Annotated in this window: 26 protein-coding genes; 13 read left to right on the top strand and 13 right to left on the bottom strand. The window is 35.5% G+C overall.

What is annotated here, in order from left to right:
- The first annotated feature begins 104 nt into the window (after positions 1-104).
- The 10 genes from ACFSW4_RS00290 (at position 105) to ACFSW4_RS00245 (ending at position 10,552) form a co-directional block, all read left to right on the top strand.
- Positions 105-728, top strand: a complete 624-nt coding sequence (locus tag ACFSW4_RS00290; RefSeq protein WP_054754595.1) for a TetR/AcrR family transcriptional regulator — start codon at positions 105-107, stop codon at positions 726-728.
- Positions 729-815: 87 nt separating this feature from the next.
- Positions 816-1,958 carry an acyl-CoA dehydrogenase gene (locus ACFSW4_RS00285; protein ID WP_377326700.1) on the top strand — a complete coding sequence of 381 codons (1,143 nt, stop codon included), beginning with the start codon at positions 816-818 and terminating at the stop codon, positions 1,956-1,958.
- Between the two features lie 21 nt (positions 1,959-1,979).
- Positions 1,980-3,623, top strand: coding sequence for an AMP-binding protein (locus ACFSW4_RS00280; protein WP_377326698.1), 1,644 nt, complete (start codon positions 1,980-1,982; stop codon positions 3,621-3,623).
- 10 nt (positions 3,624-3,633) lie between these two features.
- Complete coding sequence (locus ACFSW4_RS00275) at positions 3,634-4,980, top strand: acetyl-CoA carboxylase biotin carboxylase subunit (RefSeq protein WP_377326696.1); 1,347 nt, start codon at positions 3,634-3,636, stop codon at positions 4,978-4,980.
- 12 nt (positions 4,981-4,992) lie between these two features.
- The gene (locus tag ACFSW4_RS00270) at positions 4,993-5,205 is read left to right on the top strand and encodes an acetyl-CoA carboxylase biotin carboxyl carrier protein subunit (RefSeq protein ID WP_054754596.1); all 213 of its coding nucleotides are present in this window, start codon (positions 4,993-4,995) and stop codon (positions 5,203-5,205) included.
- Positions 5,206-5,229: 24 nt separating this feature from the next.
- Complete coding sequence (locus ACFSW4_RS00265; protein WP_377326694.1) at positions 5,230-6,138, top strand: hydroxymethylglutaryl-CoA lyase; 909 nt, start codon at positions 5,230-5,232, stop codon at positions 6,136-6,138.
- Positions 6,139-6,150: 12 nt separating this feature from the next.
- Positions 6,151-6,930 carry an enoyl-CoA hydratase-related protein gene (locus tag ACFSW4_RS00260; RefSeq protein WP_377326692.1) on the top strand — a complete coding sequence of 260 codons (780 nt, stop codon included), beginning with the start codon at positions 6,151-6,153 and terminating at the stop codon, positions 6,928-6,930.
- Positions 6,931-6,949: 19 nt separating this feature from the next.
- The gene (locus tag ACFSW4_RS00255; protein WP_377326690.1) at positions 6,950-8,479 is read left to right on the top strand and encodes an acyl-CoA carboxylase subunit beta; all 1,530 of its coding nucleotides are present in this window, start codon (positions 6,950-6,952) and stop codon (positions 8,477-8,479) included.
- Between the two features lie 60 nt (positions 8,480-8,539).
- Entirely contained in the window at positions 8,540-10,189 is a 1,650-nt protein-coding gene (locus ACFSW4_RS00250; protein WP_377326688.1) for an FAD-binding dehydrogenase, read from the top strand.
- A 153-nt stretch (positions 10,190-10,342) separates the two neighbouring features.
- Entirely contained in the window at positions 10,343-10,552 is a 210-nt protein-coding gene (locus ACFSW4_RS00245) for a hypothetical protein (RefSeq protein ID WP_377326686.1), read from the top strand.
- Between the two features lie 83 nt (positions 10,553-10,635).
- Here ACFSW4_RS00245 and ACFSW4_RS00240 read toward each other — a convergent pair whose 3' ends face one another.
- The 10 genes from ACFSW4_RS00240 to ACFSW4_RS00195 form a co-directional block, all read right to left on the bottom strand.
- Positions 10,636-12,582: an AMP-binding protein gene (locus ACFSW4_RS00240; RefSeq protein WP_377326684.1), complete on the bottom strand. Its 1,947-nt coding sequence runs from the start codon at positions 12,580-12,582 to the stop codon at positions 10,636-10,638.
- A gap of 226 nt (positions 12,583-12,808) precedes the next feature.
- Positions 12,809-13,273 carry an LAGLIDADG family homing endonuclease gene (locus tag ACFSW4_RS00235; protein WP_377326682.1) on the bottom strand — a complete coding sequence of 155 codons (465 nt, stop codon included), beginning with the start codon at positions 13,271-13,273 and terminating at the stop codon, positions 12,809-12,811.
- Positions 13,274-13,430: 157 nt separating this feature from the next.
- A complete protein-coding gene (locus ACFSW4_RS00230) occupies positions 13,431-13,595 on the bottom strand; it encodes a hypothetical protein (RefSeq protein ID WP_279401863.1) in 165 nt (54 codons plus the stop codon).
- Positions 13,596-13,966: 371 nt separating this feature from the next.
- A complete protein-coding gene (locus ACFSW4_RS00225) occupies positions 13,967-14,785 on the bottom strand; it encodes a multinuclear nonheme iron-dependent oxidase (protein WP_054754598.1) in 819 nt (272 codons plus the stop codon).
- A 455-nt stretch (positions 14,786-15,240) separates the two neighbouring features.
- On the bottom strand, positions 15,241-15,573 hold the full coding sequence (locus tag ACFSW4_RS00220; RefSeq protein WP_054754599.1) for a thioredoxin family protein: 333 nt from the start codon (positions 15,571-15,573) through the stop codon (positions 15,241-15,243).
- Between the two features lie 108 nt (positions 15,574-15,681).
- On the bottom strand, positions 15,682-16,167 hold the full coding sequence (locus tag ACFSW4_RS00215) for a hypothetical protein (RefSeq protein ID WP_377326680.1): 486 nt from the start codon (positions 16,165-16,167) through the stop codon (positions 15,682-15,684).
- Positions 16,168-16,175: 8 nt separating this feature from the next.
- The gene (locus tag ACFSW4_RS00210) at positions 16,176-17,219 is read right to left on the bottom strand and encodes a DUF3231 family protein (protein WP_377326678.1); all 1,044 of its coding nucleotides are present in this window, start codon (positions 17,217-17,219) and stop codon (positions 16,176-16,178) included.
- A 137-nt stretch (positions 17,220-17,356) separates the two neighbouring features.
- Complete coding sequence (locus tag ACFSW4_RS00205) at positions 17,357-17,701, bottom strand: hypothetical protein (RefSeq protein ID WP_054754600.1); 345 nt, start codon at positions 17,699-17,701, stop codon at positions 17,357-17,359.
- 137 nt (positions 17,702-17,838) lie between these two features.
- Positions 17,839-18,834 carry an LLM class flavin-dependent oxidoreductase gene (locus ACFSW4_RS00200; protein ID WP_377326676.1) on the bottom strand — a complete coding sequence of 332 codons (996 nt, stop codon included), beginning with the start codon at positions 18,832-18,834 and terminating at the stop codon, positions 17,839-17,841.
- Complete coding sequence (locus ACFSW4_RS00195) at positions 18,831-19,277, bottom strand: NUDIX hydrolase (RefSeq protein WP_054754601.1); 447 nt, start codon at positions 19,275-19,277, stop codon at positions 18,831-18,833. Before ACFSW4_RS00195 ends, ACFSW4_RS00200 begins: the two co-directional genes overlap by 4 nt.
- A gap of 149 nt (positions 19,278-19,426) precedes the next feature.
- On the opposite strand from ACFSW4_RS00195, the gene ACFSW4_RS00190 reads away from it, so the two are divergent.
- Positions 19,427-19,687: a DUF1292 domain-containing protein gene (locus tag ACFSW4_RS00190; RefSeq protein WP_279401868.1), complete on the top strand. Its 261-nt coding sequence runs from the start codon at positions 19,427-19,429 to the stop codon at positions 19,685-19,687.
- A 16-nt stretch (positions 19,688-19,703) separates the two neighbouring features.
- Entirely contained in the window at positions 19,704-20,153 is a 450-nt protein-coding gene (locus ACFSW4_RS00185) for a hypothetical protein (protein WP_054754602.1), read from the top strand.
- 24 nt (positions 20,154-20,177) lie between these two features.
- Here ACFSW4_RS00185 and ACFSW4_RS00180 read toward each other — a convergent pair whose 3' ends face one another.
- Positions 20,178-21,008 (bottom strand): DUF3307 domain-containing protein, encoded by an 831-nt coding sequence (locus tag ACFSW4_RS00180; RefSeq protein WP_054754603.1) that lies wholly within the window; start codon positions 21,006-21,008, stop codon positions 20,178-20,180.
- A 12-nt stretch (positions 21,009-21,020) separates the two neighbouring features.
- Entirely contained in the window at positions 21,021-21,644 is a 624-nt protein-coding gene (locus ACFSW4_RS00175) for a hypothetical protein (protein WP_377326673.1), read from the bottom strand.
- A 249-nt stretch (positions 21,645-21,893) separates the two neighbouring features.
- Between ACFSW4_RS00175 and ACFSW4_RS00170 the strand changes: the two genes are divergently transcribed.
- Positions 21,894-22,388: a YndM family protein gene (locus ACFSW4_RS00170; protein WP_377326671.1), complete on the top strand. Its 495-nt coding sequence runs from the start codon at positions 21,894-21,896 to the stop codon at positions 22,386-22,388.
- A 27-nt stretch (positions 22,389-22,415) separates the two neighbouring features.
- Here the strand turns inward: ACFSW4_RS00170 and ACFSW4_RS00165 are convergent, their stop codons facing one another.
- A complete protein-coding gene (locus ACFSW4_RS00165; protein ID WP_054754605.1) occupies positions 22,416-22,784 on the bottom strand; it encodes a DUF1360 domain-containing protein in 369 nt (122 codons plus the stop codon).
- Between the last annotated feature and the right edge of the window lie 97 nt (positions 22,785-22,881).

The raw sequence follows: 22,881 nt of genomic DNA, 5'->3' as shown, positions 1-22,881 counted from the left end.
GCCTTTTTCTTTATTTAACTCAAAAATAATACAATATTCCTATTATTTGAATTTTGATATTTATAAAAATTATGATAATATATACATTAAGTAAGGAGGGGGTTATGTCGGAATTACGCGAAAAAATAATTCAATCATCACTCCAGTTATTCTCTGAACAAGGTTTCCATGGTGTATCAGTTAAAGACATAGTCGAACATTGTCAAACTTCTAAAGGTGGCTTTTATCACCATTTCAAATCAAAAGATGAATTGCTTTATGTCATTCATGATACGTTTGTATCCTATGTGTTAAATGAAGCCAACCGAGCAAAAAGAAGGTACCAACACCCAGTTGAACAGCTACATGAAATGTTGAAATCTTTAGTTCGAGTCTATGATCTTTATAATGACCACATCATTGTTTTTAATCAGGAGTATAATTATCTTAAAGATGATTACTACCAGCTTATTAAAAGCAAAAGAGATGAATATGAGGAAATCTTAAAAGGGGTGATTAAAGAAGGGCAACGATTAGGATACATTAGGGAAGAACTACCTACGACTGTTACAACCATGTCTATACTTGGTATGGTCAACTGGACCTACCAGTGGTATAAAAAAGATGGACCTAAAACAATCGATCAAATTGCATCAACATACATAGACATCATTTTCACAGGATTATTAACAGAAGATGCATTCAATCAATATCAGACGTCTAAGCTTTCAAAGGAATTGGAATTTTAGACTTTTTAATAAGCGCTTATAGTAAGCGTTTTCATTAACATTAATACAGACCAACTAGTCGGTCTTATTCTATAAGGGGGATGAAAGATGAATTTTGAACTGACAAAAGAGCAAGAGATGATTAGAAAGATGGTTCGTGACTTTGCACAGGAAAAGATTGCACCGAGAGCCATAGATATTGATGTCAATGCAGAATTTCCAGAAGATATTTTTAAAGAAATGGGAGAGTTAGGTTTACTCGGTATTCCATTTCCAGAAGAATACGGAGGTTCTGGTGGAGATACTGTATCATACGCATTAGCAGCTGAAGAAATTGCACGCGTATGCGGAAGCACAGGATTAAGCTATGCTGCTGCGATTTCACTTGGATCAAGTCCAGTCTATTATTTTGGAACTGAAGAACAAAAAGAGAAGTTTTTGAAACCGCTTGCAAGTGGTAAAGCATTAGGTTCTTTTGGATTAACTGAACCAAATGCCGGATCTGATGCAGGAGGAACGAAAACAACGGCGAAGTTAGAAGGTAATGAGTATGTGATTAATGGTGAAAAATGTTTCATCACGAATGCATCTTACGCTCAACAAATCATCGTAACGGCTGTCACAGGAAAAGATGACCGTGGCAAAAATATCATATCGGCTATCATCGTACCGACTGATACAAAAGGTGTAACGATTACAGACAACTACGACAAAATGGGAGTACGTGGGTCGAACACAGCAGAGATTGTTCTTGAAGATGTGCGTGTACCAAAAGAAAACTTACTTGGAGATCCAGATAAAGGGTTTAAACAATTCTTATACACGTTAGATGGTGGACGTATTTCAATAGCTGCCTTAGGTGTAGGTATTGCTCAAGCCTCATTAGATAAGGCCCTTGAGTATGCGAAAGAACGTAAACAGTTCGGTCAGTCCATTTCTAATTTCCAAGCTATTCAATTTAAATTAGCCGATATGGCGATGGAGGTTGAATTAGCACGCACGATGGTCTTAAAAGCTGCTTGGTTAAAAGATCAAGGCAAAAAATTTACTAAAGAAGCTGCTTATGCCAAGTTATTTGCATCAGAAACAGCTACTCGATCAGCCAACCAAGCGATTCAAATTCATGGCGGTTACGGTTACATGAGAGAATATGAAGTTGAGCGTTATTTAAGAGATGCTAAACTACTCGAAATTGGTGAAGGAACATCTGAAGTACAGCGTTTAGTCATTGCTAGACAATTAGGTTGTTAATTTTTAAGGAGGTATGGTTGTATGTCATTACTCGAACTAACGATTGGTGAGCTATTAGATAGGAAAGTAAAGGAGCATCCAGACCATGAGGCAGTCGTATATCCTGAAAGAGATATTCGCTGGACGTATCAAGAATTTGATCAAAAGGTAAATGAAGCTGCTAAAGGGCTTATGGCTCTCGGTGTTGAAAAAGGCGAACATGTCGCCATTTGGGCGGATAATAAACCAGAGTGGGTCACAACACAGTTTGCCTCAGGAAAAATAGGTGCAGTTCTTGTTACGGTTAACACAAGTTATCGTGCTCAAGAATTGGAATATCTCCTACAACAATCTGACACAACAACCTTGATTTTAACGGAAACGTTCAAAGGAACCTCGTATCTCGACATATTAAATGAAATATTACCAGAATTAAAAAATAGTGAAAAAGGAAACATTCAATCTAGTAAACTACCAAAATTAAAAAATGTCATCTTACTAAGTGATGAGGACTGTCCTGGCTGCTATAACTGGCAAGACTTAATTCAGTTAGGTGAGCGAGTGACAGATCGTGAACTTGAAAAGCGCCAAAGACAATTACACTACAGAGATGTTATTAATATGCAATATACATCTGGCACAACTGGTTTCCCGAAAGGGGTTATGCTTTCTCATTACAATATCGTTAATAATGGTAAACAAGTTGCTGAATGTATTGAATTATCAAAGGAAAGCCGCTTATGTATTCCTGTACCATTCTTCCATTGTTTTGGATGCGTTATGGGAACTTTAGCGACTGTGTCACAAGGTGCGACTATGGTTGTAATCGAACAATTCGAGCCTGAAGCGGTATTAAAAGCGCTGGATCAAGAGAAGTGTACAGCAGTCCATGGTGTGCCAACCATGTTTATTGCAGAATTAAATCATCCTGACTTTGAGAAATATAATCTGTCTTCATTACGCACAGGAATCATGGCGGGGTCTAACTGCCCAATGGAAGTGATGAAAGATGTTATGAACAAAATGGGCGTATCTGATATTACCATTGCTTATGGCCAAACGGAGTCATCACCAGTCATCACTCAAACTCGTACAAATGATTCGATCGAGCGTAAAGTAAGTACTGTAGGTCAAGCTCACCCTAATGTTGAAGTAAAAATCGTACACCCAGGTACAGATGATGAAGTGCCGCCAAACACACCAGGAGAATTATGTACTCGAGGCTATCTTGTCATGGAAGGTTATTATAAGAATGAAGAAGCTACTCAAGCAGCCATTGATTCTGAAGGCTGGCTTCACACTGGAGATATAGGTGTGATGGATGAAGAAGGTTATGTAGAGATTACAGGTCGCATAAAAGACATGGTGATTCGCGGCGGTGAAAATATTTATCCTCGTGAAATTGAAGAATTTTTATACACTCATTCTGATATAGTCGATGTTCAAGTGATCGGCGTTCCGGACCCTAAATACGGGGAAGAATTAATGGCTTGGATTATTACGAAAGAGGGTAAAGAACTAACAGCTGATGAGGTTCGCGAATTCTGTGATGGTAAAATTTCGCGTTATAAAATTCCTAGATACATTGAATTTACGGATGAATACCCAATGACAGCAAGTGGTAAAATTCAAAAGTTTAAACTTAGAGAACAAGCAAAAGAACTGATTATGCAAAACAATAAATAGGAGAGATGTTATGTTTAAAACAGTTTTAATTGCAAATCGTGGTGAAATTGCAAGACGAATCATTAAAACTTGTAAACGACTAAACATTCGTACAATCGCTGTCTATTCTGAGGCAGATGAAGAATCATTACATGTTAGAGAAGCAGATGAAGCACATTTAATTGGTCCTGCTCGTGTTAACGAAAGCTATTTAAATGTAGATCGAATTATAGAGGTGGCTAAAGAGACAGGTACAGATGCCATTCATCCTGGTTACGGCTTACTCAGTGAGAATACAGACTTTGCAAAGCGAATTCAAGATGAAGGGATTGCCTTTGTCGGACCTGATGCTTTTGCAATCGAAAAGATGGGTAGTAAACTAACAGCAAGAGCTACTATGGAAGAAGCCGGTGTCCCTATTATCCCTGGTACAAACGACCCTATTGCCAATACAGACGAAGCTAAAACATTTGCAAACAAAACCGGATACCCAGTTATGTTAAAAGCATCTCACGGTGGTGGCGGAATCGGCATGCAAATTGTTCATGACGATGCTGAACTCGAAAAAGCATTTGAAAGTAATGCAAGAAGAGCTGAACAATTTTTCGGTAATGGAACGATGTTTATCGAAAAAGTGATTGAAGATGCGCACCATGTGGAAATTCAATTACTGGCTGATCATCATGGAAATGTACTGCATTTATTTGATCGTGAATGCTCCATTCAGCGTAGACACCAAAAGGTTATTGAAGAAGCTCCTTCACCACTATTAACTGAAGAAACGAGACAAAAAATGGCTGATGCAGCTATAAAAGCTGCTAAAGCGATTGATTACAAAAATGCTGGTACGATTGAATTTCTAGTAGATGAAGATCAAAACTTTTATTTCTTAGAAATGAATACTCGTTTGCAAGTCGAACACCCTGTAACGGAATTAATTACAGGTGTTGATCTAGTCGAACAGCAATTAAAAGTTGCAAATGGAGAAGAATTAACGTTAAAACAAGAAGACTTAACCATTCAAGGGCATTCACTTGAAGCTAGGATTTATGCAGAAGACCCTAAAACATTCTTCCCGTCGCCAGGTAAAATTACAAAACTTACTTTACCTGAAGCATCTTATATTAGACATGATATAGCTGTTGACGATGGATACCAAGTAACCCCCTATTATGACCCTATGATTGCAAAGTTAATTGTTAGTGGTAATACCAGGGAAGAAGCCGTTGAGAATTTGAAAAAAGCGTTATCAGGTTATGAAGTAGATGGAATTAAAACTAACATTCCATTATTAAGGGATATTGTTGAACTGCAAGCATTTAAAGATGGCCAAACACGTACATCTTTTATTCAAGAACATATTTTAATTAATCAATAGGAGGAATCAATCATGAATCAAGTAACAGCAAACATGGCAGGTAACGTATGGAAAGTAGTGGTTAAAGCAGGAGATCAAGTTGAAAACGGTCAGGATATTGTCATCCTAGAATCTATGAAAATGGAAATTCCGATTGCTGCTGAAGCATCAGGTACAATTAAAGAGTTAAAGGTAAACGAAGGGGATTTCGTTAACGAAGGAGACGTTATTGCCGTTATTGAGTAATTACGATAACAAAGGAGAATCACTATGAGTCTTCCAAAAGAAGTCATCATTAAAGAAGTGGGCCCTCGTGATGGTCTACAAAACGAAAAAGAAGAGATTAAGACTGAAGATAAAATAGAATGGATAAACCAGTTATCAGAGACTGGTTTATCCTATATAGAAATGACGTCATTTGTCCATCCTAAGTGGATCCCGCAATTAAAAGATGCTTTAGAAGTTGCGAAAAGCGTTAAACGTAAAGAAGGTATTACCTATTCTGCTTTAGTACCTAATATGAAAGGTCTAGAAGGGGCTATTGAAGCTGACGTCGATGAAGTGTCGATCTTTATGTCTGCAAGTGAAGCGCATAATAAGAAAAATATTAATAAATCGATCGATGAAACATATCCAGTATTAGGCGAAGTGGTAGATGAAGCTAAAAAAGCTGGGAAGTCAGTTAGAGGTTATGTGTCAACTGTTTTTGGTTGCCCATATGAAGGTAAAGTTGATGAGCAGCAAGTAATCAATGTATGTAAAAATTTATTTGATATGGGAATTGATGAATTATCTTTAGGCGATACCATTGGAGTGGCAAATCCTATTCAAGTAAGACAGTTTTTAAACCTAATATCAACTGAGTTTCCTAAAGATCAAATTGCTTTGCACTTTCATGATACAAGGGGGATGGCATTAGCTAATACTTTAGTTTCATTAGAACAAGGATTTTTTATATTTGACGGTGCGTTAGGCGGCTTAGGAGGATGCCCTTATGCAAAAGGAGCTTCAGGTAATGTTGCAACGGATGATTTAGTTCACATGTTACATGAAATGGGCATTCAAACGGGTATTGATCACGACCAATTACTTAAAGCAGGTCAATTTATTCAAAATAAGATTAATAAGCCTTTACCTAGTAAACAAATGAATATTTGCACACAAAAAGCATTGAGTTAGGAGGGGAGTTTCATGAGCACGGTCACATTCTCGATTACTGATGAACATGTCGGTGTTTTAAAACTAAACAGGCCAGAAGCGGCGAATGCGTTTTCTAGGCAGCTTTTATCAGATTTAAATGACGTTTTGAAAGACGTAGAATCAAATAATAATCTGCGAGCAGTGATTATTACCTCGGAAGGTGAAAAAGCCTTCTGTGCAGGTGCTGATTTAAAAGAGCGCGCAACGATGACGCAAGATGAGGTCGTTGAGACTGTTGGTGAAATCGGTAAAGTAATCACTCGAGTGGAAGCACTTGAAGTACCAACGATTGCTGCCATTAATGGTGCTGCCTTTGGAGGTGGCCTTGAGTTAGCTTTAGCCTGTGACATTAGAATTGCGAGTGGTAATGCCAAAATGGGGCTTACTGAAACATCACTGGCGATTATACCAGGTGCTGGGGGTACGCAGCGCTTAGCTAGATTAATAGGACTAGCGAAAGCGAAGTATTACATATTAACGGCCAAACGCTTTGATAGCCTAGAAGGAAAAGAAATTGGCTTAATAGAAGAAGTTGCCCCATTAGACGGGCTCGAGGATAAAGCTTTAGAAGTTGCAAAACAAATCGCATCTAATGGACCAGTTGGAGTGAAAATGGCTAAAAAAGCAATTGATCAAGGCTTTGACCATGATTTAAAAACAGGTCTTAAGATTGAAAGAAATTGCTACATGAATACCATTCCAACTGAAGACCGTATTGAAGCTTTATCGGCATTTAGAGAAAAAAGAAAGCCGAGCTTTACCGGTAAATAACACAGGAAGGGTGAGTAACTTGATCAAAACCGACTTACATGAAGAACTAAAAGAACGTATTGAAAAAGGTGGAGCAGAAAAGTACCACGAAAAGAACGCCGAAAAAGGAAAAATGTTTGTTCGTGATCGTTTAAAAATGCTTTTTGATGAAGGAATCGACGTTGAAGATGCCTTTTTCGCAAATTGCATGGATGATAGCCTTCCGGCAGATGGTGTCGTAACAGGCTTAGGTAAAATCAATGGCCAAACGGTCTGTGTGATGGCGAATGATTCTACCGTTAAAGCTGGTTCTTGGGGTAAAAGAACAGTTGAGAAAATTATTAGAATACAAGAGACAGCTATGAAGTTAGAAGTCCCGATGCTTTATTTAGTAGATTCAGCTGGTGCACGTATTACAGACCAAATTGAGATGTTCCCTAATCGCCGCGGTGCAGGACGTATCTTTTATAATCAGGTCAAAATGTCAGGAAGAGTGCCACAAATTTGTCTATTATTCGGGCCGTCCGCAGCTGGTGGCGCTTATATCCCAGCCTTCTGTGATATTGTAGTCATGGTTGATGGAAATGCATCTATGTACCTTGGTTCACCTCGTATGGCTGAGAAGGTTATTGGTGAGAAGGTTACCCTAGAAGAAATGGGCGGAGCACGTATGCACTGTTCAGTATCTGGTGTAGGTGACGTTCTTGTATATAACGAACAGGAAGCTATTGAGTACGCTCAGAAATACCTTACTTACTTCCCAGAGAACTTTAGAAGTAAACCACCAGTAAAAGAAGCGATTAAACCAGAAAAATTTGAAAAGTCTATTAGAGAATTGATACCAGAAAACCAAAACGCTCCATTTGATATGTACGATTTAATTAAACGATTAATTGATGAAGATAGTTTTTGTGAGATTAAACGCGAATTTGCCAAGGAGTTAATTACTGGTTTAGGTCGTATTAATGGTCAAACCATAGGAATTATAGCGAACCAACCAAGAATGAAAGGCGGCGTATTATTCCACGACTCAGCAGATAAAGCAGCTAAGTTTATCCAATTATGCGACGCATTTAATATTCCGCTTGTGTTCCTTGCGGATATTCCAGGTTTCATGATTGGGACTAAAGTAGAACGTGCTGGTATTATCCGTCATGGTGCAAAAATGATCTCGGCAATGAGTGAAGCTTCGGTACCTAAAATCTCAGTTGTTGTCCGTAAAGCTTACGGTGCGGGATTATATGCTATGGCAGGCCCTGCCTTTGAACCAGATGTAACGATTGCACTACCTACAGCTCAAATCGCTGTCATGGGACCAGAAGCGGCCGTAAATGCCGTATATGCGAATAAAATTGCTGAATTACCTGAGGAAGAACGCCCTGCATTCATAAAAGAGAAGCAGGAAGAATATAAAGAAAATATCGATATTTATCGTTTAGCTTCAGAAATGGTCATTGATGATATTGTTCAGCCTAATGATTTGCGTGATCACTTAAGCAAACGATTAGAAGCTTATCAATCCAAAAAATTAACATTTACAGAGCGCAAACATGGAGTTTATCCAGTTTAATACAACAACGAGACCTCGCTGACTATGGCGGGGTCTTTTACCTTATAAGGGGGAATTATATTGGGATTCGATGTAATAGTTGTAGGTGCAGGTTTGGCTGGATTGACAGCAACAGCAGAAATTGCAGACGGCGGTAAAAAAGTGCTTTTATTAGATCAAGAGCCTGAAACGTCAATAGGTGGCCAAGCTTGGTGGTCATTTGGTGGGTTATTTTTAATAGATTCACCTGAACAACGAAAAATGGGTATTAAAGATTCTAAAGAGTTAGCCTATCAAGACTGGATGGGCTCTGCAGGGTTTGATCGATTGTACGATGAAGATTACTGGGCTAAACAATGGGCAGAAGCTTACCTTGATTTTGCGGCTGACGAAAAACGAGATTGGCTAAGATCGCTTGGGATTAAATTCTTTCCAGTCGTCGGTTGGGCTGAACGTGGAGGATATCTTGCTGATGGACATGGCAACTCAGTTCCGAGGTTTCATATCGTCTGGGGAACGGGACCTGCGATTGTTGAAGCATTTGAAAAACGAATCCGAACACAAATAGATCAAGGTCTTGTAACTTATCTCCCTCGTCACCGAGTTGATCAACTCTTAATTGAAAATGGAGCAGCTGTTGGCGTTAAGGGCTCGATTCTTGAACCAAGTAACGCTAAACGTGGTGAAAAAAGTTCAAGGACAGTGATTGATGATTTTACATACAAATCTCCTACAATAGTGATTTCAAGTGGTGGAATTGGTGCCAACTTTGATCTTATACGTAAAAATTGGCCTGAAAGACTCGGATCATCACCACAGAATATGATTTCGGGTGTTCCTGATCATGTGGACGGCAGGATGTTAGAGATTAGCGAAAAAACTGGAGCGAGAATCGTTAACCGAGATCGCATGTGGCATTATACAGAAGGGATTAAGAACCATTCTCCTGTATGGACAGAACATGGTATCCGAATTCTACCTGGGCCATCTTCTTTATGGTTTGATGCTGAAGGTAATAGATTTCAAGCACCAAACTTCCCGGGATTTGATACTTTAGGTACATTAGAGACCATTATGAAGACAGGTTATGACTACTCATGGTTTATCTTGACACAGAAAATAATAGAAAAAGAGTTTGCTCTGTCAGGTTCTGAACAAAATCCAGATCTAACCGGAAAAAGTTATAAAAGGTTATTAGAACGATTAAAAAGTGGAGCGCCCGGTCCTGTTCAAGCATTTATGGATCAAGGTGAAGATTTTGTAGTGGCTAATAATCTTGATGATCTAGTCAATAAAATGAATGAATTAGTAGATAACTCTCTATTAAATAAAGATGAAATTAAAAAACAAATAGAAGCTAGAGACAGGGAGTTAGATAATCTCTTTACTAAAGATCTCCAAGTTACAGCTTTGAGAGGATCAAGATTTTACCGAGGTGACAGACTGATCCGTACCGCTAAACCACATAAAATATTAGATCCTAAAAATGGCCCCCTTATTGCTGTAAAGCTTAACATTATAAGTAGAAAGACTTTAGGCGGGCTTCAAACTAATTTGTCTGGCCAAGTGTTAAATTCTGATGGATGTGTTATTAAGGGGCTTTATGCAGCAGGTGAAACAGCAGGTTTTGGAGGCGGAGGAGTCCACGGTTATCGAGCACTTGAAGGGTCATTTTTAGGAGGATGTTTATTCACTGGAAAAATAGTTGGAGAGAATATTAGAACTAGTTGATTATAAAAATATTATGTAAACTCAATGTAAAATTTAGGTTCATAATATAAAAATGGAGAACGTTACACTCAGAATATATCTATCAAACTTTGGAAAATTGAGGGGAGATCGTTGCAAAATAAATGTTTATACAAATTGAAAGGAGGTAAAAAGTTGAAAGCTATACTTGCAACAATTATTTTTAGTTATGTATTTGTATATATTATTGGTATTAACCTTGGTTTTTTATTCCCAGGGATTAACTCTATTACAGGTCATTTTGGTCCAGTATATACGGGGATTATTTTCTTAAGTGCATTAATTGTAGGCTGCACAATATTTATAATTGAACGTATTGAAAAACTAATTAAAGATAAAGGTTAGTAAAAGTTGATTCGTTATGTACTTTTAGATTAACACAATGAAAGAGCACTCTGAATACACAGAGTGCTCAGTTTCTATGTGGTTTAATTTTTTACACCTTTACCTAACTGTCTAATTTGTTCAACAACATCAGGATTTTCTAATGCCGATAGATCACCAGCGTCTTTATCTAGATAGGCGGATTTAATTGCACGACGCATCACCTTAGCATTACGCGTCTTTGGTAAATCTTCTACAATATGAACGGTTCTTGGAGCAATTGCTTTACCTAGTCTTTGGATAGCATGATCCACTAATACTTGAGTTAATTCTTCTTCATCCAATGGTTGATCTTTTACAACAACAAAAGCAATTGGCTTTTCACCTTTTACTTCGTCTGGTACACCTATGACACCAGCTTCTACAACATCATCGTGCTCTACAAAAATCGATTCAAGTTCAGCAGGTCCTAAGCGTTTACCAGCAACATTTAATGTATCATCTGAACGTCCAGTGATTGTGTAAAAACCTTCGTCATCTAAAACTACCCAGTCACCGTGAACCCAAGTTTCTTTATATCGATTCCAATACGTATTTTCATAGCGCTCATTTTCTTTATAAAATCCGTTCGTCATACCTACCCAAGGCTGTTTTAAAACGAGTTCACCGACTTCATTTTTGACAGATTGTCCTTCGTCATCGTAAACATCAACGTCCATACCTGGTAGAGCTGCGTTAAATGAGACTGGAGCAATTGGCTTTACTAAAACATTACCAAAAATTCCTCCAGATATTTCTGTTCCACCTGAATAGTTGAAAATCGGAACTTTTCTCTTACATACTTTATCAAACAACCATAACCAAGGTTCTTCATTCCAGGGTTCACCAGTAGAACCAATCATTTTTAATGAGGATAAATCGTTTTTGGTCACATAACTCTCATCTAAATTCATAATGGAACGAATTAAAGTAGGTGAAATACCTAAGTGAGTAACTTTATGACGATCTACAATCTCCCAAATGCGGCTAGGGGTCGGGTAATCGGGCGTACCTTCAAACATTAAAATGGAAGCACCATTTATTAGGCCACCGTAGACTAAGAATGGCCCCATCATCCAGCCCATGTCAGTGTACCAAAAAAGGGTATCTCTCTTGCAAACATCCATACAAATCCCAGCATCAAAAGCTGATTTTAATGGAAATCCATTATGGGTGTGTAAAGCACCTTTAGGCTTGCCAGTAGTACCAGATGTATAAATAATCATGAATGGGTCGTTACCATTTGTTTGTTTCGTTTCAAAAGAAGTCTCTTTCGTTCTAATCTCATCCCAAGATACATCTTGATCCGTCCAATTAACCTCTTCATGACTACGTCTAACAACGATGACATTCTCAATAGAAGGAGAGGAGGCAACTGCTTGATCAGCTTCATTTTTTAGATTAACAACTTTTCCTCGGCGATAAAAACCGTCAGCCGTTAATAAAAATTTTGCTTCAGCAGCGTTAATTCTTTTTGCTACAGCTTCAGATTTATAACCAGAGAAAGCAGGAGAGAAGATGGCGCCGATTTTAGAAATAGCAAGCATACCAATAACTGTTTCAGGTAGCATTGGCATATAAATGGTTACAATATCATTTTCTTGCACGCCTAGATTAACTAAACCATTTGCAATGCGATTCACTTCATCCTGAAGCTCTTTAAATGTATATTTAACGACAGATCCATCATCAGACTCCCAAATTAAAGCGTTTTCATTTTTTATAGAAGAATCAGATGCCCATTTATCTAACGCATTATGAGCCACATTCATTTTTCCATTTACAAACCATTCAGGGTACATAATACCTTTGTCTAAATTAACCACTTCGTCATAATCCTGATACCACTGAATATCTAAAGCTTTAACAGCTTGATCCCAGAAGGATGAAATATCTTTAATAGTGTGTTTGTAATAATCATCATAATTAGAATAACCGGATTGCTGCATAAGCTCGTATAGACGAGTATTTTTAATGTAATCGTTACTTGGATTCCAAACTGCTTTAGTCAAAACACAAAACCTCCTGAAAAGAATATTCTTAATTTTATATTACTACAGATCTAGAGATGATTAAATAGTAAAAGGAATATTGTCGTAATCTAGAAGGTTTATATGGAACGATGTATTAATCTACATATAACTCAAATTAATAGCAAATATAGATTATGCTAAATGATCTTAATGTAGTTATAAACTAATAACTTCTTTATCTAACTTCCTATAATATATATTATGTCTACCTAAATATTTTTAAATAAGTTGAGAAGCCTTTTATTGGCTTCTCAATAATTATTCTAGTATTAAAAGATTCTTTCGCAAGGATATCTCTTAATGAAGTCATAAATTCTTTAGATCCGCCTACAAAGCAAATTAAATAACCAGATTTGTAAATATGCCCATCACCATCAAAATATCCTCTTATAAAATGACTTAAATATCCTTTTGGCACATCTGGAAAAACGGCGTCAATTGATTTGTTATGAGTAACTTTATGATAAATCATTAGCTCATTTTTTAATAATTTACTATTAATAATTAAATTGTAAACTCCGGTTTTGTTATTTATTCTTATCGGGTGGTTAGAATCTAATTCTTTTCTAATGTCCTCCAATATTTTTACATCTTTCTGTGAAAAAGCTACTAAATGATTGTTTTTTGCTATATAGCCATCTGCATAAAAAAATCCGAGAATATAAGCCATTTCAGGTGTCCACGTTTTAAAGAAATCTTCATTTAATATTTATTATACGAATGTTTGTTCTGTATGTTAAATGTTTTACTCTCCATACAAAAAACACCTCAGTTATTAAACGCTTGTGCCGTCAAAAACTGAAGTGCTTTTTGTTTAGTTTGTTATTTTATTTTTTCTTCCTTTTGTTTCTTTTCCCATTAATATTTAAGAACTCACTGTCTTCAGCAAATTCAGTATCATCTGCACGATCTTTCTTGGGTTCTGTATTATACTTAAGTACATTTTTCTGTCTACCTTTGTCTTTGTTCCTATTTTTGTTCTCTTCTGACATGCATATACCTCCTTTTAGAAATAGTATATCCATGCGCACAAATCTTATTTTGAAGCCGTTAACTAGTTCAGGCATCCTTGATTATTTAGCTATTATCATTTTTCCTTTTATTCATTGTGTCTGATGATTTAAGTAAAAATCTAATCAGCGAAATAACTAAAACAATAAAAAGTATAACTAAAGCTATACTAAATAATTGAAATAATGTATCAGCTAAATTCATTTTTGAAAAGTTGATCATACAATCACCCAACTTTCTAATTTTAAATAATATAGTAGCATATGGATGAAATACTGAGTCTCTATTGAGGATGTTTCTCCCCCCATATCACGCATTACAATTGTAGAAGAATAAATTTCAATTCTTTTTCTTATTGACTTGTTTTCACCATTTCATAAAGTTTAGGTACTTGTTCTATTAATACTTTCTGATCGGAACGCCACTCAAATGCCTGCCCTACCCCGCCGTATTCAAGAGCAACGACCCATGGTTCCGGCCACTCAATAGTTTTAATATTGTTAAGAGTCCAGTTGGCCAAATCCCAATCATTTTCGGTCATAGGCATGCTATCTCGAAGTCGACCATTTTTATCTTTTTGAATACCGGTTATATGTAATTCTTTTAAGTTTGTAATTGGCATCCTCGATATATAATCTTTAACGTTAAATCCAAGTGATAATGCAGATAGTTGAGCATGAGCAATATCAAGCAGGAAACTGCAGCCTGTTCTATTTACAATCTCAGTTAATACGTTCGGCTCAATTATTGCTTTAAACATGTTTTCTCCTGGTCCTCTACAGATCACATTCTCCATGATGACATTCTCAATTCCAACCGCTTCCCCAAGTTTATTTATATCATTTACAACAGCATCTATAATACGTTCAATATGAGAAGGTTCCTCAGTAAGAACATCCATACCAGGATACTGTTCACAAAATGCTACTGCGTGAACGTTAACATAGGGTGTTTGAGTCATTTGCTTTAACTTAAAAAGTTGATCCCAATCAATATGATTTAATTGCCTGCTTCCAGCATTTAACCCAAAATGAATGTAACATGGTTTAATTTCTTGAGCCTTTTGAATGAGTGATTCACTAAAATCCGGACATTTAAATAAGTCCACATCAATTAGTGAATTTTCAACTAAATACTCTGCTTCTCTAGAGTAATTCACCGCGAATTGCATTTTCACACCCCTCTTTACACAATATTCTTACAATTAAGTCAATAATTATGATATAGTAAAAATAGACTATATACATAAGGTGATGCTATGAAGGATTATGTAATTAAAGTTTTGATTAGGTTTATGATATTATATGCCATTATCTTGGCTATATCATTTTTTGGAGGTATTAAAATCGAGTACACTGCGTTTGTTCTCGGTGTCATTGTAGCCTTTTTCACATTAAATAGTAACGGAATATCTAATTACTATGACGCCACTGCCTCTCTTAGTTACGGAAGTGATATGACACCCGTAAAAAAGAAAATCTTTGAAATCAGTCCCACGTTTATTGCAAGTATAATAGTGTTTCTATCTAGCTTTTTATTTTATATGTTTTAATAACACAATTAATCGTTAAATAAAAACCCCAGTTGTGAACACTTGTTTTTGTTCAAACTGGGGTGTGTTTTGTATTAGCTTGTTACCTTTTCAAAGTAATCTTTAAAGAAATCAGTGACTTCGTCAGGAGTTTTAGCATTTGCGCTGTGTAAGTGACCGATCTTCTCACCATTTTTAAATATTAATAAACTTGGAATTCCCATTACTTGTTGTTCTTCTGCAATTTCTGGGAATTGATCACGGTCAATTTCGTAAAATGGAAACTCATCAAATTGTTCTAAGACACTGCCGATGAAAAAGTCCATTCGTTTGCAATCTGGGCACCAGTCAGCTACGAATTTAATGACCACTGGTTCTTCACTTTGGATTAGATTTTTATATTGCTCTTGTGTTTCAATGGTTTTCATCTATTTCCTCTCCTTGTCGGTTGTATTTGGACTTTATGTACAAATTCCTTAGTCTACAACCTGATTTTACCCATTTATTTATATAATTTCAAATACCTGATCTGTTTATTATTGAGATTTATTCTGTGATTTTCTAACCATTTTAATAGCGACTTTTCTCAGCCAGAAACCAATCCACACTCCAATTCCTGCAAAAATAACCGGCAAAAAGACAGGTCCTAGCTTCAAACCAAAAAAATCTAATGTTGAAGAAAAGATCAATCCAACTGTAATAAAGTAAGCAGCTACTACAAATGGATAGTAAGCTAAGAATCCGTTTTCACCTTTTGCATCTTTATAAGCATCCCATATCGCAAACATATAAAGACAAGGGTAAAACATTAGCCATTGATAATCCGTCACTTCTATACTTCTCTGTATATCTCCATTAAAAGAGGCAATCATGACAATATTTAATTTTGCTTTGTAATTGACTAAAATGATTAACGTTAATAATACTAACCCTTTTACAATCTGTCCATTTAATAATTGTCCAAATCCAGGTAACAAGATACTCCAAATAATGGCTTCAATCTTATTTGGTTTTTGGTCCATAACATATCCTACTTAGTTCCTTTAGTGTCTTTAGATAGTTTTTCTCGATCTGCGCATGTCGGAGGCTCCTCTAACCATCCATTTTCAATCATAATGTTGAGACCTTTATTTGAGTATTTTGCGATTCCTGCAGACAATGTGACAAATTGGGAGTGAATATCGTGTCGTAATACTTTAGATATGGCGAGGCCATAATTTTGTATTCCGATACCATTTGCTAAAAACGTGTGATAAAGCATCAGTTTATCTGAGAATGGTGCTATGGTTGAATCTGAAATATGGGTATCCATTATTTTGGGCGTTGGTAAGTTTTCTTTCATTAACATCTGACCTAAATGGGAGATCTGTTTGTCTGCTAATTGAACTCCTTCATAAAAATATTGACGTAATGCTTCAGAAGAGGCTACTTGACTAAATGCAAGCATGAGTGACTTCCCTAAAGTGTTCGTATTAATATTAATTTGAAGTTGTTTAATTTCAAGTGCAGTTAAAGGCCTTCTCTTTCCTTTTATAAAAGAAGTAAAGCCTTCTTTTTCAATAAAATCAACTTTCTTAGGATATGGAATGGTTGGCGGCGAAGTATCAACGCCTTTTTCTAGCAGCATATAAAGGGACTTTTCATAAAGCTGAACGTTTTCATCTAAACAGGCTTCAAAATATTCAATGATGTCTTCACGAGTAGATGTACCAATTGCATCAGAAAAAGTAGTCATATTAGCCCTGGTGAGTTGGTTAAAATAAAATAAGATGAAGATATCACTAAATAATCTTGGTGCATCGCTCCTTAAGTCTTGCTCTCCAAAGCCAACGGGAACCGGAATACTTTCTTGGTTAAATAAATTTTCTAATTTGGTAATATGGTTTTGGGATATTTCCAAACCCTTGTTTAATAATTCCTTAATTTGCTTATCTTTAATAACCGTTAACTGATGATCAAACATACAGCAATAAAGGGTATCTCCGACGTAATTCGTAAATAAATCCCCTAATTCTGATGCAGATAATTTCCTATTTTGTTGGTGTTCCTTTAAGTTTTCTTTATGTTCATTCATAGTTGAGCCTCCTAGCTTGGAGTGGTTTTTAGATGTTTAATTAAGTAATGTTAAATATATACAATAGTTTTCATCAGTTTGTATAAGTTATTCATATAATATAAAAATCCCGCTGGCATTATTGCCAACGGGATTAATTAATTGATTTTCGTACGAAATAAGGTCGGGTGTGTTTGGGCAACTTGTTCTTCTCCACCCATTTCTCGGATGAGTCTTGTTAACTCTAATTTCATTTGTTCTTCTATCCAAGTGATGTCGTTAAGGTCATTAATTTTAGCATCAATATCCTCTGGTTGATCTACAAAGAACTCTAAACTGTATTCACGTCCACGTTTTAATTTAACAAAGCCAATGTGCTCCGCATCTTGATTTACGATATGAGTCGTTTTTGCTACCACCGTTTGTTTATCAATCGTTTCAGTCATTTGAGTAACACGATCATTATACTCATTTGTGTAGTGCTGAACATTTAATTTATTCATCTTTGCCTCCAACATTTTGACGTACCTTATAAAGGCCTCTTTCTATATTATAACTTACTTTACAGAAAAATGTTGGTATAAAGATTATCTATCTTTCTTCGCAGAATATTATAAGGTTTCCTTCACTATCAGAACGCTTAAGAAAGAATTTCTTCAGCTAATAGCTTGTAAGACTTTAGTTTGGCATTAAAATCATATATGTTGGTAATGATTAAAAATTCGTCAGTATCATACAAATCTTGTAATGACTCAAGTTGTTTTTTGATTGATCGAGGAGTTCCAATTAATGTGCGTTTACGGTTTTGTTTTATTTCTTCCATCTCTTCTTGGTTATAGGTTCGTTTTTTAGCCAGGTCAATAGGTGGAACCACCGTGCTCTTCCCTCTTCCTACATTCAAAAGCCATAAATCTTGGCTAAGCGCTAATTCTTCAGCTTCTTCTTGTGTTTCAGCACAAACGACAAAAATACAGACGTTCGCTTTAGGTTCACTTAAACTAAAAGAAGGTTTAAACCGCTTCTTATACAAATGAATGGCTTCTTTTCCATTATTCGGGTTTATAAAATGACCATATGTAAACCCTACCCCATTTACTGCAGCGTGTTTAGCACCTCGTTCCGATACACCTAACACCCAGATATCTGGTTTACTTTGCACTTTAGGACCAGCTTTAATCCCTCGGTATTCATGATCAATAGGAAATGAATGGTGAATAAACGATTGGAGCTCTTTAACTTGTCTTGAAAATGCGCTTAAGTTTTTGTTATGTCCGTCCGTTAACGCTTGCCTAACCTTCTGTGGTCCCCCAGGAGACCTGCCAACCCCTAAATCAATTCTGTCTGGGTGAAAAGCTGATAACATGTTAAAATTTTCGGCAACTTTTAAAGGACTATACTGAGGTAGTAAAACACCGCCTGAGCCGACTTTAATTTGATTGGTTTGAGCTGCTATTTGCCCTATCAATATTTCTGGGGACGTACAAGCAAGTCCGTTTGTACTATGATGTTCTGCTACCCAATAACGGTGGTAACCTAATTGATCAGTTTCTTTTGCTAGTTGTAAAGAATTTTGTAATGCCTCTTCTGCTGTCTGCCCTTTGGAAATGGGAGATTGATCTAATACGCTCAATTTCATGATGTTAACCCTTTCATATTTATGTTAATGATTCCTTTAAGAAGACATTGTAAACAGGCGTATGTTAATTCGGAATCAACAATTTTTCCTGTTTCGATATTCTTTAATAAATCATTCGTACTCATATTTAATACTTCTATATTCTCATGGCTTTCTAAAGCTTGTCCAATATACTCTATAACATCATCAGTATAGTAAACGTATGTAACCTCATTTGATATCCATGAAGCGGGTCTTAACTTTCCTAAGAAAGTTACTTGGCCACAACGATATCCAGTTTCTTCTATAAACTCTCTTCTTACTGCATCTTCAAGGGGTTCATCTTGATTGACCCCTCCTCCTGGCAACTGAATGGTGTAACCATCAATTGGTTTCCGATATTGGTTAATTAAAATAAAGTTATTATTCATTCTTGCTAGGACAACAACCGATTGATTAGTCATTTTAATCCCCCCTTCCTTTATAGATTCCATAAATATTTCTAATTCCCTTTTTTCAAACAAACGTTTGTTTGAATTATTTTAAGTCATAATATCTTTAATTGTGACAAAGACTATAGTTACATTTCTAAAATTAATTGGAGGTATATAAGGTGACTGAAAATCGCGATCGGATTATGATTCGAGATGAACAAGGTGAGGAACGAGAATTAATTGTTGAGGCTCTATTTGATATGGAGGATGACTCCTATGCATTATTAAAAGATGATTATGATACTATACTTATGAAAATTGAGCAGGAAGGGTCCGAACAATATTTAGTTCCTATTGAAGATCCAAAAGTTAGAGATTCCATCATTGATGCTTATGAAATTGCTTTAGAAGCAACTCCTGGTGATAACGAAGATTTCTAAGAATTGAGGGATTTGCATGGGATTTATTCAAACACTTTTCTTATCTATTTCACTTTTTGTATCACCAGTAACAGCAACTAATGAAGAACTTCAAGTTGAAATATTTGATATTGAAACTGAAAAAGTTGTAAAAACGATTACTAAATCAGATTCAATACAAGAAGAATCTGAGAAAATTATTAGTAACATATATGATATTTTTAAGGGGATTAATCCAATTCCTGATCGTGGCTTCATGATTAAGATTCCCTTAGAACCTAAGGTAACAATTGATAATGAGTGGCTTACCGCAGAAGTTGATACTGTTATTATTATTCAACCTCTAGATGAAAAACCATACCTATTAACGTTTGATGAGGAAAACAGGCCAAGAGTTTTCTTATTTAATGCACCTATTGATGAACTGTTAAATCAGTTAGATTATCCGAGTAGCTCTGTCTCCCCTACTATTACCTTAATGAGATAAAACCGCTCAGTTATTATTGAGCGGTTAAATAAGTCCTGCTAAATAACCAAACATAATTCCAATAATCATACTTAATAATGTACCAATAAGATAATATTCAGCAAAACGTTTGTCCTCAAATTGCTTAAATCGTGTAATTGACTTAATAGCAAGGATTATGGTAATTCCCATAACTTGGTTTGAAAATACAAACATCATAATTAATGTTCGTTCGAGCATCCCAATATATCGGCCAATTTTATGATTACTGTCTGGATACGATGTCTTACTTCTTGTGATGACTGTATGCACTTGAGGATCTTCATCTTTCTCTTGTCGATCAACTTCTTCTTCTACAATTTGTTCCATCGTGTTTGGTGGTGTTATTTTTTCCAAAACAATTTGAAGGAAATGTGATGCGACTACGGTATTAAGATAGATCAGAATCAAAATAATAATCCAATAATCAAACCCATTATTGACTATATGAAATGACTGCATTAAATAGATAAATGGAATAGTGATGATGATTAAATGTAATAGTTGATCTAATAAAAATAGTAAAGCCTTCCATTTTTGCGATGTCAGCTGTTGATCTAAATGATATTTAGCTGCATCAATCGCATAATGAGTTACAGTCATTAGGGTAATGATAATTATTAACATTAAGAAAATTGATAGATTAATAGATTGAGTTATTAGAATACCAATTAAAGCCAAACTGACTGCTGTAACGAAATGAATCATCACATGTTTTAGTAGCGATCTATTCCTAACTTTAAAATTAGGGTCTTTTCGTCCTTTTATTAAATCGTCACTTTGGAAAGAAAAATCTGCTATAAAATGTGCTAATATTAATAAAGCTAAATAGACCATATTTTGACATCCTCACTTATCTTGTTCAAGCTGTTTTTGGTGAAAATCTAATAATTGAATAAGGCTTTTTTCTGATTCCGATACGAGTTCATGATTAGCAGCATATAGATGATTGCTGACACTCGTTTTAGGGGACTTATAACCAAATCTCTTCCCTATTGCTTCATAGGTATCATCAGGGTTGTTTTTAACTGCTTTAACGATCTCTCTTTGCTTTTCACTACGTTTGTAGATTAATTCGCTAATAAAATAAAACAAAGCATTGACAGAAGAATACGGGAAGTCTTCAGAATAGTAAAATACCTTATTATGAGGTGTTAAATCCCAAACTTTCGCTTCCCTTTCATTTGCTTTAACTATTTGGTCTCGGGCGTATAAAGCGTTGATGATTGCACTGCCGTTTGCGACATGTATACTACTTTTATTCTTCGTATCAATCTTACCAAAACCACATCCGATATAAAATGTGATTTTTTGACCATTTTCTTCAATATAATCTTCAATGTCTCTAATTGCTCTGTATAAATCACTAAAAGAATCGAAAACCCCAATTAATTCATCGCCTTTACGGATATCAAATTTAATTGTTAATTGATTTTTGAATTGATCATTCAGATGGTTTTTTAGTTTGACCAATTGAGACTCCACTAGCTGTAAATTATGTGATTGCGATTTTACGACATCTAATGAGAGACAAGCATAATGCTTCAATTATTTATACACCTCCAATTAGTGTACAGCGGAAAGTACATATAATAATCATGTACAAATAGAAATACACTACTTATGCATGTACTAATTATATACTTTTACTTTATAAAAGTCCAATCTACGTATAGAATGAAAAAATTTTACAACAATATATAAAGAAAGGAGGTCTAATGAATGAACCATATGAAATTATTAGCGATTAAATTGGCATCTTGTTTTGTACTATTATATCTAATTTTAGGGTTTGGATATGATGTTTCTTTTGGAAATGTATTGATGATTAGTGTTGTATTAACTCTTGTCTCTTACCTAGGTGATGCATTTATTTTGCCTAGAACCAACAATACTGTTGCAACTATAACTGACTTTATCTTAGCTTACGTCGTGATTTATTTCATGTTAGACATGTTGACAATCGGTGGTGATCTTTTTACGGCTTCTCTTATTTCAGCAGCTGGATTAACTATTTTTGAGTACTTCTTTCATAAGTATGTACAAAATGAATACGATGAAGCGGATCGTGAGGAACATCATGGAGCTGATCAATACCAGTTACAAACGGAATTTTCAGAAGAACTTGAACCTGATGAATTAGATATGGATGAAGACCTAGATGAGGATTTAGATGTTAATTCAAAAAATAATCTAGGTCCACGAAGAGACCTATAAAAGTAAGGCGGCTGATTTATAGCCGTCTTATTTAGTTTTTAAATAATCAACTAATTTCACTCCGACACCTACAAATGTTTCTAATATAGCCTGAGCTCCTGCAATAGATAAGATAAAGATAATCGGTAAAGCTATGTTCGGAATAAACATAAACCCTAAGGCTAAGAATATCGCACTCCAAACTCCAGCACACCAGTAACAATTTAATAAATAACCGAACTTAGACTTTGGAACGTCTTTCCTTTCAAGATGTCCTTCTTGATCTTTTATTGTTTGTTTTTTTAAAAACGGTTTTCGTATAAATTCCGTAATTTTATCAAATACAATTAAGTGTGTGAAGCGATAACTTGCTAATATAATCATCAAATATGTAAGCCAGTTTAACTCTTCAAACATGAAAACGCCCCTTATTAAATCCATATTATTATTTAACTTTTGTTTTAAAATGTGGTTCATACATGTTTTTAAGTTATTTATGAAAATTTCTTTAAAA

The organism is Piscibacillus salipiscarius (genome assembly GCF_042685285.1).
Taxonomy (GTDB): Bacteria; Bacillota; Bacilli; order Bacillales; family Alkalibacillaceae; genus Piscibacillus; species Piscibacillus salipiscarius.
The sequence above is the reverse complement of the archived record's forward strand: the minus strand, read 5'-3'. Positions and strand labels throughout refer to the sequence as shown.

Coding starts and splice junctions, on each gene's coding strand:
- ACFSW4_RS00290 (WP_054754595.1), top strand. CDS start 105: ATGTCGGAATTACGCGAAAAAATAATTCAATCATCACTCCAGTTATTC.
- ACFSW4_RS00285 (WP_377326700.1), top strand. CDS start 816: ATGAATTTTGAACTGACAAAAGAGCAAGAGATGATTAGAAAGATGGTT.
- ACFSW4_RS00280 (WP_377326698.1), top strand. CDS start 1,980: ATGTCATTACTCGAACTAACGATTGGTGAGCTATTAGATAGGAAAGTA.
- ACFSW4_RS00275 (WP_377326696.1), top strand. CDS start 3,634: ATGTTTAAAACAGTTTTAATTGCAAATCGTGGTGAAATTGCAAGACGA.
- ACFSW4_RS00270 (WP_054754596.1), top strand. CDS start 4,993: ATGAATCAAGTAACAGCAAACATGGCAGGTAACGTATGGAAAGTAGTG.
- ACFSW4_RS00265 (WP_377326694.1), top strand. CDS start 5,230: ATGAGTCTTCCAAAAGAAGTCATCATTAAAGAAGTGGGCCCTCGTGAT.
- ACFSW4_RS00260 (WP_377326692.1), top strand. CDS start 6,151: ATGAGCACGGTCACATTCTCGATTACTGATGAACATGTCGGTGTTTTA.
- ACFSW4_RS00235 (WP_377326682.1), bottom strand. CDS start 13,273: ATGGCTTATATTCTCGGATTTTTTTATGCAGATGGCTATATAGCAAAA.
- ACFSW4_RS00230 (WP_279401863.1), bottom strand. CDS start 13,595: ATGTCAGAAGAGAACAAAAATAGGAACAAAGACAAAGGTAGACAGAAA.
- ACFSW4_RS00225 (WP_054754598.1), bottom strand. CDS start 14,785: ATGCAATTCGCGGTGAATTACTCTAGAGAAGCAGAGTATTTAGTTGAA.
- ACFSW4_RS00220 (WP_054754599.1), bottom strand. CDS start 15,573: ATGAAAACCATTGAAACACAAGAGCAATATAAAAATCTAATCCAAAGT.
- ACFSW4_RS00215 (WP_377326680.1), bottom strand. CDS start 16,167: ATGGACCAAAAACCAAATAAGATTGAAGCCATTATTTGGAGTATCTTG.
- ACFSW4_RS00210 (WP_377326678.1), bottom strand. CDS start 17,219: ATGAATGAACATAAAGAAAACTTAAAGGAACACCAACAAAATAGGAAA.
- ACFSW4_RS00205 (WP_054754600.1), bottom strand. CDS start 17,701: ATGAATAAATTAAATGTTCAGCACTACACAAATGAGTATAATGATCGT.
- ACFSW4_RS00200 (WP_377326676.1), bottom strand. CDS start 18,834: ATGAAATTGAGCGTATTAGATCAATCTCCCATTTCCAAAGGGCAGACA.
- ACFSW4_RS00195 (WP_054754601.1), bottom strand. CDS start 19,277: ATGACTAATCAATCGGTTGTTGTCCTAGCAAGAATGAATAATAACTTT.
- ACFSW4_RS00185 (WP_054754602.1), top strand. CDS start 19,704: ATGGGATTTATTCAAACACTTTTCTTATCTATTTCACTTTTTGTATCA.
- ACFSW4_RS00180 (WP_054754603.1), bottom strand. CDS start 21,008: ATGGTCTATTTAGCTTTATTAATATTAGCACATTTTATAGCAGATTTT.
- ACFSW4_RS00170 (WP_377326671.1), top strand. CDS start 21,894: ATGAACCATATGAAATTATTAGCGATTAAATTGGCATCTTGTTTTGTA.
- ACFSW4_RS00165 (WP_054754605.1), bottom strand. CDS start 22,784: ATGTTTGAAGAGTTAAACTGGCTTACATATTTGATGATTATATTAGCA.